Annotated in this window: 12 protein-coding genes; 11 read left to right on the top strand and 1 reads right to left on the bottom strand. The window is 71.9% G+C overall.

The genetic code is table 11. The features are described from left to right. Positions 1-142: 142 nt before the first annotated feature. The 11 genes from ACWCRB_RS28170 (at position 143) to ACWCRB_RS28120 (ending at position 12,096) form a co-directional block, all read left to right on the top strand. Entirely contained in the window at positions 143-868 is a 726-nt protein-coding gene (locus tag ACWCRB_RS28170; RefSeq protein ID WP_450998710.1) for a class I SAM-dependent methyltransferase, read from the top strand. Positions 869-1,066: 198 nt separating this feature from the next. Next, on the top strand, positions 1,067-1,942 hold the full coding sequence (locus tag ACWCRB_RS28165; RefSeq protein ID WP_450998709.1) for an alpha/beta hydrolase: 876 nt from the start codon (positions 1,067-1,069) through the stop codon (positions 1,940-1,942). A 112-nt stretch (positions 1,943-2,054) separates the two neighbouring features. Then, positions 2,055-2,888 carry a M55 family metallopeptidase gene (locus ACWCRB_RS28160; RefSeq protein ID WP_450998708.1) on the top strand — a complete coding sequence of 278 codons (834 nt, stop codon included), beginning with the start codon at positions 2,055-2,057 and terminating at the stop codon, positions 2,886-2,888. Next, the gene (locus ACWCRB_RS28155; RefSeq protein WP_450998707.1) at positions 2,881-4,185 is read left to right on the top strand and encodes a M20/M25/M40 family metallo-hydrolase; all 1,305 of its coding nucleotides are present in this window, start codon (positions 2,881-2,883) and stop codon (positions 4,183-4,185) included. The genes ACWCRB_RS28160 and ACWCRB_RS28155 overlap by 8 nt, the downstream gene beginning before the upstream one ends. Positions 4,186-4,200: 15 nt before the next feature. Then, on the top strand, positions 4,201-6,159 hold the full coding sequence (locus ACWCRB_RS28150; protein ID WP_450998706.1) for a dipeptidyl-peptidase 5: 1,959 nt from the start codon (positions 4,201-4,203) through the stop codon (positions 6,157-6,159). After that, positions 6,156-7,085, top strand: coding sequence for a S66 peptidase family protein (locus tag ACWCRB_RS28145; RefSeq protein WP_450998705.1), 930 nt, complete (start codon positions 6,156-6,158; stop codon positions 7,083-7,085). Before ACWCRB_RS28150 ends, ACWCRB_RS28145 begins: the two co-directional genes overlap by 4 nt. Before the next feature lie 104 nt (positions 7,086-7,189). Next, the gene (locus ACWCRB_RS28140) at positions 7,190-7,444 is read left to right on the top strand and encodes a DUF1049 domain-containing protein (RefSeq protein ID WP_450998704.1); all 255 of its coding nucleotides are present in this window, start codon (positions 7,190-7,192) and stop codon (positions 7,442-7,444) included. Positions 7,445-7,496: 52 nt separating this feature from the next. Next, positions 7,497-8,048 carry a GNAT family N-acetyltransferase gene (locus tag ACWCRB_RS28135; protein ID WP_450998703.1) on the top strand — a complete coding sequence of 184 codons (552 nt, stop codon included), beginning with the start codon at positions 7,497-7,499 and terminating at the stop codon, positions 8,046-8,048. Between the two features lie 121 nt (positions 8,049-8,169). Beyond that, positions 8,170-9,567, top strand: coding sequence for an NAD(P)/FAD-dependent oxidoreductase (locus ACWCRB_RS28130; RefSeq protein WP_450998702.1), 1,398 nt, complete (start codon positions 8,170-8,172; stop codon positions 9,565-9,567). Then, the gene (locus tag ACWCRB_RS28125) at positions 9,564-11,435 is read left to right on the top strand and encodes a transketolase (protein ID WP_450998701.1); all 1,872 of its coding nucleotides are present in this window, start codon (positions 9,564-9,566) and stop codon (positions 11,433-11,435) included. The genes ACWCRB_RS28130 and ACWCRB_RS28125 overlap by 4 nt, the downstream gene beginning before the upstream one ends. 16 nt (positions 11,436-11,451) lie before the next feature. After that, positions 11,452-12,096 (top strand): GvpL/GvpF family gas vesicle protein, encoded by a 645-nt coding sequence (locus ACWCRB_RS28120; protein ID WP_450998700.1) that lies wholly within the window; start codon positions 11,452-11,454, stop codon positions 12,094-12,096. Positions 12,097-12,128: 32 nt separating this feature from the next. Here ACWCRB_RS28120 and ACWCRB_RS28115 read toward each other — a convergent pair whose 3' ends face one another. After that, entirely contained in the window at positions 12,129-12,299 is a 171-nt protein-coding gene (locus tag ACWCRB_RS28115) for a hydrophobic protein (protein ID WP_235473873.1), read from the bottom strand. Positions 12,300-12,342: the final 43 nt, after the last annotated feature.

Genomic DNA, 12,342 nt, shown 5'->3' with positions numbered 1-12,342 from the left:
CGTGCGAGACGCACACCGGCGTATACCTCTCGAACGAGCAGTGAAGGTATGCGCGGTGTGCTTGTCGGCGCAACCGGGGCGCGGTAGACCGAACTGGCCCGTCACCTCGGACGGGCCGCCGTCGCACCCTGGGGAGTTGGCCATGAGCGTGTCGAGTCGGTACAGGGAGTCCTGGGAGGGCTTCTGGCGCGAGGCTCCCCACGGACAGGGGGCCGTCTTCTGGGACTCGGAGCCGATGCTGACCGCCGGCCTCCACCTCGCCGTCTTCGAACCGCACATGGCGGACTTCGAGTTGCCCCTGCTGGACCTCGGCTGCGGCAACGGCACCCAGACCCGCTTCCTCACCGACCGCTTCACCCGCGTCATCGGCGCCGACCTCTCCTCCGCGGCCCTGGACCGCGCCCGCCGCGCCGACCCGGAGGCCGCCGCCGAGTACGAACTGCTCGACTGCGCCGAGAAGACCGAGGTCGACGAACTGCACGCGAAGCTCGGCGACACCAACGTGTACATGCGCGGGGTCCTCCACCAGTGCGACGCCGACGACAGGCAGACCCTCGTCGACGGCATCGCGACCCTGATCGGACAGCGCGGCCGGGCCTTCCTGGTCGAGCTGTCGCAGGACGCGCGCCCCATCCTGATGGGCCTCGCCGAGAGCCCCGAGGGCCCGCCGCCCAAACTGCGCCCGATCCTCCAGCACGGCATCGCACCCGGCGAGGTGGCGGACTCGGCGGTGCCCGTGTACCTGGGCGCGGCGGGCCTGGAGACCCTCGCGAGCGGCGAACTCCCGCTCACCACGACGGAGTACACGTCGGAGGGAACCCGGGTCGTGCTGCCGTCGAAGTGGGTGGTCGTGAAGCGGGCCGACTGAGCCCGGCACCCACTGGACCGCCCCCCAGCACATCCCGAGGCCCCGGACGTACACGTTCGCTGCGGCCGACGTGCTGACCGGCATCGGGCGGGCCTACGGTCGGGGGAGCGGGACCGTGACGTCGGGCACCGCCCGGCCGCGTTCCGGCGTACCCCTGGAGCGCGACCGGATCGCCACGGACAAGGGAGCAGCCCCGCCATGACCCCTCCCGACGCAGCCCTGGCGCCCGTCTCACCCGGTGTACGGACGATCACCCTGGACGCCGACGGAGTCGTCCTGTCCGCCCTGCTCCGCGAGCCCCGGACGCCGCCGCGCGCGGTCGTGGTCGCCCTGCACGGCGGCGGCATGAGCGCCGGCTACTTCGACGGCCAGGCGCATCCGGATCTCTCCCTGCTGACCCTGGGCGCGAGCCTCGGCTACACGGTCCTCGCCCTGGACCGCCCCGGCTACCGGCACTCCGCCGGACACCTGCCCGAGGGACAGCACCTCACGAGCCAGACACACTCCGTGCTCGCGGCGCTGGACGACTTCACCTCCCGGTTCGACACCGGCGCCGGGCTGTTCCTGCTGGCCCACTCCTACGGCGCCAAGGTGGCGCTGAGCGCCGCCGCGGACCCGGCGGCCCGGAACCTGCTGGGGCTGGACATCTCCGGCTGCGGCCATGTGTACGCCGTCGGCGGGCACGAACCGTTCGACCCGGCCGGTCCTGGGCACCGGGTCAGGAACTGGGGGCCGCTGCGTCTGTACCCGCCGGACACCTTCCGCGCCAGTGCCTCGGTGGTGGCGCCCATGCCGCACCGGGAGCGCAGCGACGTGGCCCGCTGGCCGGAGCTGTTTCCCGGTATCGCCGCACGCGTGCGCGTGCCGGTGCGGATGACCTTCGCCGAGCACGAGGGCTGGTGGCGCCATGATCCGGAGACCCTGGCCGGGATGGCGGCCTGCTTCTCCGGCTCCCCGCGCGTGGTCGTCGACCGGCAGCCCGACGCCGGCCACAACATCAGCCTCGGCTGGACGGCCCGCTCTTACCATCTGCGGGCCCACGCCTTCCTGGACGAGTGCCTGCCCCGGCAGTGAGAAACAGCCGGTCCTGGAGCGGACGGACGACTCCGCCCTGGGCGCCGTACACCGGGCGGCCCCCCCGAGCGGCCCTGGCACCGAGGTTCGCCGCCGCGTAATGTGACGCAGCGTGAAGATCCTCATCAGCGCCGACATGGAGGGCGCCACCGGCGTCACCTGGCCGGCCGACGTGCTGCCGGGCACCCCGCAGTGGGAGCGCTGCCGTTCGATGTTCACCTCGGACGTCAACGCCGCTGTGCTCGGCTTCTTCGACGGCGGCGCCGACGACGTGCTCGTCAACGAGGCCCACTGGACCATGCGCAATCTGCTCCTGGAGCGGCTGGACGATCGGGTCGAGATGCTCACCGGGCGCCACAAGTCGCTGTCCATGGTGGAGGGCGTGCAGCACGGCGACGTCGACGGCATCGCCTTCGTCGGCTACCACGCGGGCGCCGGCATGGAGGGCGTCCTCGCCCACACCTACCTCGCCAACTCCATCACCGGCGTGTGGGTGAACGACGTACGGGCGAGCGAGGGGCTCCTCAACTCCCATGTGGTCGCCGAGTACGGCGTGCCGGTCGTGCTCGTCACCGGGGACGACCTCGCCTGCGAGGACGCGCTCGGCTACGCGCCCGAGGCGCTGAAGGTCGCCGTCAAGGACCATGTGTCGCGGTACGCCGCCGTGTGCCGTACGCCCGCCAGGACCGCCGCCGACATCCGGGCCGCCGCGAAGGAGGCCGCCACGTTGGCCGTACGGCACGAGCCCGTCGTCGGCGGGCCGTTCACCGTCGCGCTGGAGTTCGACGCCGAGCATCTCGCCATGGCCGCGACCGTCGTGCCCGGGGTGGCGCGGATCGGGGAGCGGAAGGTGGCGTACACCAGCGGCACAATGTACGAGGGCATTCGTACCTTCAAGGCGGTCACGACGATCGTCTCGGCCGCGGTGGAGGAGCAGTATGGCTGAGCAGCAGGCGCTCGACGAGGTGGTGTCGTTCACCTCGGATCTCATCCGGATCGACACGACCAACCACGGCGGCGGTGACTGTCAGGAGCGCCCCGCCGCCGAGTACGCCGCCGCGCTGCTCGCCGAGGCGGGCCTCGAGCCCACGCTGCTCGAACGGACCAAGGGGCGCACCAACGTCGTCGCCCGGATCGAGGGCACCGACCCCGCCGCCGACGCGCTGCTCGTGCACGGACACCTCGACGTCGTGCCCGCGCAGGCCGACGACTGGAGCGTGCACCCCTTCTCCGGGGAGATCCGCGACGGCGTCGTCTGGGGGCGGGGCGCGGTCGACATGAAGAACATGGACGCGATGATCCTCGCCGTCGTCCGCGACTGGGCCCGCCAGGGCGTCAGGCCCCGGCGGGACATCGTCGTCGCGTTCACCGCCGACGAGGAGGACAGCGCCGAGGACGGCTCCGAGTTCCTGGCCGCCGAACACCCCGGGCTGTTCGAGGGGTGCACCGAAGGCGTCGGCGAATCAGGGGCGTTCACCTTCCACGACGGCTCCGGACGGCACCTGTATCCCATCGCCGCCGGCGAACGAGGCACGGGTTGGCTGAAGTTGACCGCTCGCGGCCGCGCCGGGCACGGCTCGAAGGTCAACCACAGCAACGCCGTCACCCGCCTCGCCGCCGCCGTCGCCCGAATCGGCGCGTACGAGTGGCCACTTCGCCTCACTCCCACCGTCCGGGCGGCCCTCACCGAACTCGCCGCGCTGTACGGCATCGAACCCGACCTGGACGACGTCGACGGACTCCTCACCAAGCTGGGACCGGCCGCCCGGCTCGTCGAGGCGACCATCCGCAACAGCGCCAACCCGACCATGCTCAACGCCGGTTACAAGGTCAACGTGATCCCCGGCGAGGCCGTCGCGTACGTCGATGGGCGCTTCCTCTTCGGCCACGAGGACGAGTTCCGTACGACCCTCGACGAACTCACCGGCCCCGACGTCGCCTGGGAGTTCCACCACCGCTCGGTGGCCGTGCAGGCGCCGGTGGACTCACCCACGTACGCCCAAATGAGGGCCGCTGTCGAGGAGTTCGCGCCCGAGGGGCATGTGGTGCCGTACTGCATGTCCGGTGGCACCGATGCCAAGCAGTTCTCGCGGCTAGGCATCACCGGCTACGGATTCGCGCCGCTCAGGCTTCCCGAGGGCTTCGACTACCAGGCACTCTTCCATGGTGTCGACGAGCGCGTCCCGGTCGAGGCGCTGCACTTCGGCGTCCGGGTCCTCGACCGATTCCTGCGGACGGCCTGACCAGTGGGGGAGACAGTGCAGACACTGCCGTACGGATCATGGCCCTCGCCCATCGACGCGGCACTGGCCGCCGAGCACGACGGGTCCCCGGAGTACGTGGGGTTCGTCGGCGACGAGGCCTGGTGGACCGAGCCCCGGCCCACCGAGGGCGGTCGGCGCACCCTGGTGCGGCGGCGCGCGGACGGCTCCCAGGAGCAGGTCCTGGACGCGCCGTGGAACGTGCGCAGCCGGGTCATGGAGTACGGCGGGCATCCGTGGGCGGGGGCGGTGCGCGACGGCGGTTCGGTGGTCGTGTTCGTCAACTTCGCCGATCAGCGGCTGTACTGCCTGGAGGAGGGGCAACAGCCGCGCCCGCTCACGCCCTTGTCCCTGGTCGGCGGTGGACTGCGGTGGGTGGAACCGCAGTTGCGGCTCGAGCTCGGCGAAGTCTGGTGCGTGCTGGAGGAGTTCACCGGCGACGGGCCCACCGATGTACGGCGTGTGCTCGCCGCCGTGCCGCTGGACGGATCGGCGGGCGACGACCGGGACGCCGTACGCGAACTCACCGATGACCGGCACCGGTTCGTCACCGGGCCCCGGATCTCGCCCGACGGGCGGCGCGCGGCCTGGCTCGCCTGGGACCATCCGCGGATGCCCTGGGACGGCACGGAACTGGTCCTCGCGGACGTGGGTGACGGCGGCACGCTGAGCGGGGCCCGGACCGTCGCCGGCGGGCCCGAGGAGTCGATCGCGCAGGTGGACTGGGCGGGCGACGGAGCGCTGCTGTACGTCAGCGACCGCTCCGGCTGGTGGAACCTGTACCGCGACGACGTGCCCGTGTGCTCCCGGCCGGAGGAGTTCGGCGGGGCGCTGTGGAAGGTCGGGCAGCGCTGGTTCGCGCCCCTGGAAGGCGGTCTCGTCGCCGTCGTGCACGGGCGCGGGGCGACCACGCTCGGCGTGCTGGACACCGAGACCGGCGACGTGGTCGACGCGGCAGGACCCTGGACCGAGTTCGCGTCCACCCTCGCCGTGCACGGGGAGCGGGTCGTCGCAGTCGGGGCGAGCCCGCGCAGCGCGTACGAGGTCGTCGAGCTGGACACCCGTACGGGACGGGCCCGGGTGATCGGCGCCGCCCATCACGACCCGGTCGACCCCGTGCACTATCCCGAGCCGCAGATCCGCACCTTCACCGGCCCCGAGGGCCGGGACATCCACGCGCACATCTATCCGCCGCACCACCCCGGGTACATGGCGCCCGCCGACGAACTGCCCCCGTACGTCGTGTGGGCGCACGGCGGGCCGACCGGGCGGGCGCCCCTCGTGCTCGACCTGGAGATCGCCTACTTCACCTCGCGGGGCATCGGCGTCGCCGAGGTCAACTACGGGGGCTCGACCGGGCACGGGCGCGAGTACCGCAACCGGCTGCGCGAGCAGTGGGGTGTCGTCGACGTCGAGGACTGCGCGGCCGTCGCGCTCGCCCTCGCCGACGAGGGCACCGCCGACCGCGCCCGGCTCGCCGTCCGGGGCGGCAGCGCGGGCGGCTGGACCGCGGCGGCCTCCCTCACCGGCACCGACGTCTACGCCTGCGGCACGATCCTCTACCCCATCCTCGACCTGGCCGGCTGGGGCTCCGGGGAGACCCACGACTTCGAGTCGCAGTACCTGGAGACCCTCGTCGGCCCGCTCGCCGAGGTCCCGGGCCGCTATCTCGAACGCTCGCCCGCCGAGCACGCCGCCGACATCACCGCGCCCTTCCTGCTGCTCCAGGGACTGGACGACGTCATCTGCCCGCCCGTGCAGTGCGAGCGGTTCCTCGCCCGGCTCGCGGCGGAGGGCCGGCAGGTGCCGCACCGGTACATCGCGTTCGAGGGGGAGGGCCACGGATTCCGGCGGGCCGACACGACCGTACGCGTCCTGGAGTCCGAACTCTCCCTGTACGCACAGGTCTTCGGCCTCGCCCCGCCCGGCATCCCGACTCTGGAACTCACCAAGTGAAGCCGCTGGTACGGCCGTTGAGGCTGACCCCCGGCCGCGCCCGCGTGGCCGTCGTCGCGCCCAGCGGGCCCGTGCGCGAGGAGCGGCTGCAGGCCGGGCTCGACATCCTGCGCGGCTGGGACCTCGATCCCGTAGTCGCACCCCATGTCCTGGACCGGCACGGGGAGTTCGACTATCTCGCGGGTACGGACGCCGACCGGGCCGCCGACTTCCAGGCCGCCTGGTGCGACCCCACGGTCGACGCCGTGATCTGTGCCCGTGGCGGCTACGGCGCCCAGCGCATGGTCGACCTGCTCGACTGGGACGCGCTGCGGGCCGCCGGGCCCAAGGTGTTCGTCGGCTTCAGTGACATCACCGCGCTGCACGAGGCGTTCGCGGTCCGCCTCGGACTCGCCACCCTGCACGGACCGGCGGCGTCCGGCGTCGACTTCGTCAAGAACGCGCGGGCACAGGAGCATCTGCGGGCCACGCTCCTCGATCCGGAGTCGGTACGGGTCATCAGTGCCGCAGCTGGTTCCGTGCTGGTGCCCGGGCGGGCCGCGGGTGTCACCCTCGGCGGCTGTCTGGCCATGCTCACCAGCGACCTGGGCACCCCGCACACCCGGCCCGGTGCGCGCGGCGGGCTGCTCATGATCGAGGACGTCGGGGAGAGCGCGTACCGCGTCGACCGGGCCCTCACCCAGCTCCTGCGCGCGGGCTGGCTCGACGGCGTCGCCGGGATCGCCCTCGGCTCGTGGGAGCGGTGCGGTCCGTACGAGGCACTGCGTGCCGTGTTCGCCGACCGGCTCGGCGGGCTCGGGGTGCCGGTGCTGGAGGGGTTCGGGTTCGGGCACTGTGAGGGGGCGCTGACGATCCCGTTCGGGGTGGCCGCCGAACTGGACGCGGACGCGGGGACGCTCACGCTGGAGGAACCGGCGCTGCGGTGAGGTGAGCTGCGGTGGGGGAGTGGGCGTCGGCCTTCGGCGCGCTCTCACCCGTCCGGCGTACCTCCGGGCGCGCGGGAAGCCCCGGATCGGCCCATGCTGGCTGTATGAGCCCGAAGACCTCCGAGAGCGGCGGCAAGGCCGGTGGCGGAACCGGTGGTGCGCGGGGGCTGCTGACGCCCACCAGGGTCGCCGTCGGGGCGCTCGCCCTGCTCGCCCTGATCTTCATCTTCGAGAACACCCGCGCCACCGAGATCCGGCTGCTGATCCCCGAGGTGACCATGCCGCTGTGGATGGCGCTGCTCGGCACGGCGGTCATCGGTGCCCTCTGCGGGGCCTACTTCATGCGGCGCCGTCAGTAGGAAAGAGCGCAGGTCGGGGGCGGTGAACAGGCGGCTCGCGTAGGGTGTCCGGGTGTCTGAGCGCCGTGGATTTCTCGCCGAAGGGCCCCGCGTGGGCATACGCCCGTTCACCTACGAGGACGGTGCCGAGTTCATCGCCCGGGTGCGGGAGAGCAGGGAGCTGCACCACCCCTGGCTGGCCCCGCCGGCGAGTCCGGACGCGTATGCCGCGTACGCCGGGCGACTGATCGAGGACCCGACCAAGGCGGGGTTCCTCGTGTGCGAGAAGGACGACGGCGGTGCCGTTGCGGGGTTCATCAACATCAACAACATCGTCCAGGGCGGCTTTCTGTGCGGGGCCCTCGGATACGGGGCCTTCGCACACGCTGCCGGGCGGGGACTGATGGGCGAGGGGCTCGATCTCGTCGTGCGGTACGCGTTCGGTCCGCCGCTGCGGCTGCACCGCCTGGAGATCAACGTGCAGCCCGGCAACACCGCGTCGATCGCCCTCGCCCGCCGCTGCGGCTTCCGGCTGGAGGGCTTCTCGCCGGACTTCCTGTACATCGACGGGGCCTGGCGGGACCACGAGCGGTGGGCTGTCACGTCGGACATGCTGAAGGGCTAGTCCGCGAGGACGTTTGGGGGCCCTGGCCAGGGGGACGCGGAAGGTTCCGTACGGATGCCCGCTGTGGTGTTCGTACGAGTGACCGAAGGCTCTGTACGCGCGACATCGCCGGAGGCGAAACGTGAGTCGACCCCGCATCCTGATCGTCGGTGCCGGCTTCGCCGGGTACCAGACGGCCCGCAGTCTGGCCCGGCTGACCCGGCAGAAGGCCGACATCACCCTGCTGAACCCGACCGACCACTTCCTGTATCTGCCCCTGCTGCCCCAGGTCGCCACCGGTGTCCTGGAGCCCCGCCGTGTCACCGTCTCCCTCCCCGGCACCCTCCGCGATGTGCGCCTGGTGCTCGGCGAGGCCGAGGCCGACGGTATCGATCTCGACGCGCGCACCGTGCGCTACACCGACCCCGAGGGCGGACACGGCACCCTCGGCTACGACCGGCTCGTCCTCGCCGTCGGCAGCGTCAACAAGCTGCTGCCCGTGCCCGGCGTCGCCGAGAACGCGCACGGCTTCCGGGGACTGCCCGAGGCGCTGTATCTGCGCGACCACGTGACCCGGCAGATCGAGCTGGCGGCCACCGCCGACGACCCCAAGAGCTGCGCCGCCCGCTGTACGTTCGTCGTGGTCGGCGCCGGCTACACCGGCACCGAAGTCGCCGCGCACGGACAGCTGTTCACCGAGGCGCTGGTCCGCAAGCAGCCGTTGCGCGAAGGTCTGCGGCCACGCTGGCTGCTGCTCGACATCGCACCGCGTGTCCTGCCCGAGCTGGACGAGAAGCTGTCGCGCACCGCCGACCGGGTGCTACGGCAACGGGGCATCGACGTACGGACGGGAACCTCCGTGAAGGAGGCCACCGACGGTGGAGTGCTGTTGTCCGACGGGGAGTTCGTCGAGTCGCGCACCCTGGTGTGGTGTGTCGGTGTTCGGCCTGATCCACTGGTCGAGAGCCTTGGCTCGCCCCTGGAGCGCGGGCGGCTGATCGTCGACCCGTACCTCCAAGTGCCGGGCCACCACGAGGTGTTCGCGTGCGGTGACGCCGCCGCCGTGCCCGACCTGAACAACCCCGGGCAGTTCACCGGGATGACCGCGCAGCACGCCTGGCGGCAGGGCAAGGTCGCGGCCCGCAATGTCGCCGCCTCGCTCGGCATCGGCTCACGCCGCGCCTACCGCCACCGTGACCTGGGGTTCGTCGTCGATCTGGGCGGGGTCAAGGCCGCCGCCAACCCGCTCGGCGTCTCCCTGTCAGGGCCGCTCGCCGGTGCGGTCACCCGCGGCTACCACCTCGCGGCGATGCCCGGAAACCGGGTGCGCGTCGCGGCGGACTGGCTGCTGGACGCCGTACTGCCGCGCCAGGGCGTGCAGTTGGGGCTCGTACGGTCCTGGTCGGTGCCGCTGGACACGGCGTCGCCGGAGCTGGCGCGGGTGCCGGAACAGCACTCGGCGCGGGCTGCGGAACAGCCCTCGGGGCAGGCTCCGGAACAGCCCGAGGCAACGTCCGAGGCAACGGAAGGAAAGTCGTGAAAACCCTCGCACCCCTGCACAGCACCGCCGAACTCGCCGAGCTGGGACAGCAGTTGCGCGTCGACAGCGTCCGAGCCGCCGATGCCGCGGGCTCCGGGCATCCGACCTCGTCCATGTCCGCCGCCGACCTGATGGCCGTACTCCTCGCCCGTCACCTCCGCTACGACTTCGACCGCCCGGCCCACCCCGGCAACGACCGCTTCGTCCTCTCCAAGGGACACGCCTCGCCGCTGCTCTACGCCGCCTACAAGGCGGTTGGGGCCATCGATGACGCCGAACTGCTCACCTTCCGTACGCTCGGCAGCCGGCTCGAAGGGCATCCGACGCCCCGGCGGCTGCCGTGGGTCGAGACGGCCACCGGGTCGCTCGGCCAGGGGCTGCCCGTCGGCGTCGGGATCGCGCTGGCCGGCAAGCGGCTCGACCGCACCGGATACCGCGTGTGGGTGCTGTGCGGGGACAGCGAACTGGCCGAGGGATCGGTGTGGGAGGCCGCCGAGCACGCCTCGTACGAGCATCTCGACAACCTCGTCGCCGTCGTCGACGTCAACCGGCTGGGGCAGCGCGGGCCGACCCGGCACGGGCACGATCTCGACGCCTACGCCCGCCGGTTCAAGGCCTTCGGCTGGCACACCGTCGAGATCGACGGACACGATGTCGAGGCCGTCGACCGTGCCTACGCCGAGGCCGAGTCCACGACCGGGCAGCCCGTCGTGATCCTCGCCCGCACCCTCAAGGGCAAGGGCGTCGCCTCCGTCGAGGACCGCGAGGGACTGCACGGCAAACCGCTGCCGGACGCCGACGAGGCGATCGCCGAACTCGGCGGCCCGCGCGACCTTCGCGTCCGCCCGCCCGAGCCGCGCGCCGCCCGCGCCCTGCACGCCGTACGCGCCGGACACCTCGAACTGCCCCGCTGGGACAGGGGAGACGAGGTCGCCACCCGGGACGCCTACGGGAAGGCGCTCGCCGCGCTCGGCCACGCGCGGGGCGATGTCGTGGCCCTCGACGGCGAGGTGAGCGACTCGACGCGTGCCGAGGCCTTCGCCAAGGAGTTCCCCGACCGGTTCTTCGAGTGCTACATCGCCGAACAGCAACTGGTCGGCGCCGCCGTGGGGTTGGCGGCGCGCGGCTGGATCCCGTACGTGTCGACGTTCGCCGCCTTCCTGACCCGCGCGCATGATTTCCTGCGGATGGCCGCGGTCAGCGGGGCCCGGATCAACGTCGTCGGCTCGCACGCGGGCGTCTCGATCGGGCAGGACGGGCCCTCCCAGATGGGCCTGGAGGACCTGGCTATGTTCCGGGCGCTGTACGGCTCGACGGTGCTGTATCCGTGCGACGCCCACCAGACCGCGCAGCTCGTCACCACGATGGCCGGCCTCGACGGCATCGCGTATCTGCGCACCTCGCGCGGCGGGACACCGGGGCTGTACGGGCCCGGCGAGGAGTTCCCCGTCGGCGGCAGCAAGGTGCTGCGCACCGCCGGGCGCGAGGACCGGCTGACAGTGGTCGCGGCCGGCGTGACCGTCCACGAGGCCCTGGCCGCCGCCGACGCACTCGGCGCCCAGGGCATCCCGGTCCGGGTCGTCGACCTGTACTCCGTCAAGCCCGTCGACCGCGTCACCCTGCGCAGGGCCGCCGAGGAGACCGGCTGTCTGCTCACCGTCGAGGACCACCGCGAGGAGGGCGGTATCGGCGACGCGGTCCTCGACGCCTTCCTCGACGGACGGCCGCTGCCCCGCCTGGTACGCCTCGCCGTCCGTACGATGCCCGGCTCGGCGACCCCCGACGAGCAGCTGCACGCCGCGGGCATCGACGCCGACTCGATCATGGCGGCGGGCCGGCTGCTCGTGGAGGAAGCGATCACTCCGTGAGGACGAGGAGACCCCCATGACCGGACTGCGGTACGTCTACGCCGTCTGCCGTCCCTTCGACGCGGCCCTGCAGGCCCAGTTGACGGGGGTCGCGGGTGTCCCGCCGAAACTGCTCACCCATCACGGTCTGGTCGCCGTCGTCAGTACGGTGCCGGAGGCGGACTTCGGCGAGGAGTCGCTCCGGCAGCGGACGGACGACGGCGACCGGGCCCACCACGCCGTGATCGACGCGCTGACCGCCGTCACGACCCCGCTGCCCCTACGGCCCGCCACCGTCTTCCGGGACGACAGCGCCGTACGCGTGATGATCGAGGAACGCGAGGACGACTTCCGGCGCGCTCTCGACCGGTTTTCCGGGCGGGTGGAGTGGCGCGTGAAGGTGTATCTCGAAGGCATCGAAGAGAACGCCGAGGTGTTCGCCGGGCAATTGCACCGGACTCTTTCTCGGTACGCCGAGGACCACCGACTGTACGCGTCGCCGAATGTCCTCGAAGCGGCCTATCTTGTGACGCGCGAGGATTCCGAGCAATTCGTGGAACTGGTCGACCGGACAAAGCGCGAGGCGGACGGTATCGCCCCTGGACTGAGGGTCGAACTCACCGGCCCCTGGGCCGTCTACTCCTTCTTCGGCAGCGGCACGGGTTGCGGCCCGAGGTCCTGAATCAGGACCTCGGGCCGATCGGACCCTTGTGGCTACCAGCGATACCAGCGGCCCCTTGCGCCGCCCGCACCCGTGCCCCGCACCAGGAATCCCAGTAGCCAGACGACAAGGACGATCAGCGCGATCCACCAGAGTATCTTCACCGCGAATCCGGCACCGAACAGAATCAGGGCCAGAAGCAGTACGAGCAGAATGGGAACCATAGTGTGAACCTCCTGCACACCGGGTTTCCAGAAATCCGCGACT

The organism is Streptomyces sp. NPDC002156, assembly GCF_053593675.1.
The sequence above is the reverse complement of the archived record's forward strand: the minus strand, read 5'-3'. Positions and strand labels throughout refer to the sequence as shown.

Excerpts from the sequence above, each read along its gene's own strand:
- ACWCRB_RS28170 (WP_450998710.1), top strand. The coding sequence starts at position 143 with ATGAGCGTGTCGAGTCGGTACAGGGAGTCCTGGGAGGGCTTCTGGCGC.
- ACWCRB_RS28165 (WP_450998709.1), top strand. The coding sequence starts at position 1,067 with ATGACCCCTCCCGACGCAGCCCTGGCGCCCGTCTCACCCGGTGTACGG.
- ACWCRB_RS28155 (WP_450998707.1), top strand. The coding sequence starts at position 2,881 with ATGGCTGAGCAGCAGGCGCTCGACGAGGTGGTGTCGTTCACCTCGGAT.
- ACWCRB_RS28140 (WP_450998704.1), top strand. The coding sequence starts at position 7,190 with ATGAGCCCGAAGACCTCCGAGAGCGGCGGCAAGGCCGGTGGCGGAACC.
- ACWCRB_RS28120 (WP_450998700.1), top strand. The coding sequence starts at position 11,452 with ATGACCGGACTGCGGTACGTCTACGCCGTCTGCCGTCCCTTCGACGCG.
- ACWCRB_RS28115 (WP_235473873.1), bottom strand. The coding sequence starts at position 12,299 with ATGGTTCCCATTCTGCTCGTACTGCTTCTGGCCCTGATTCTGTTCGGT.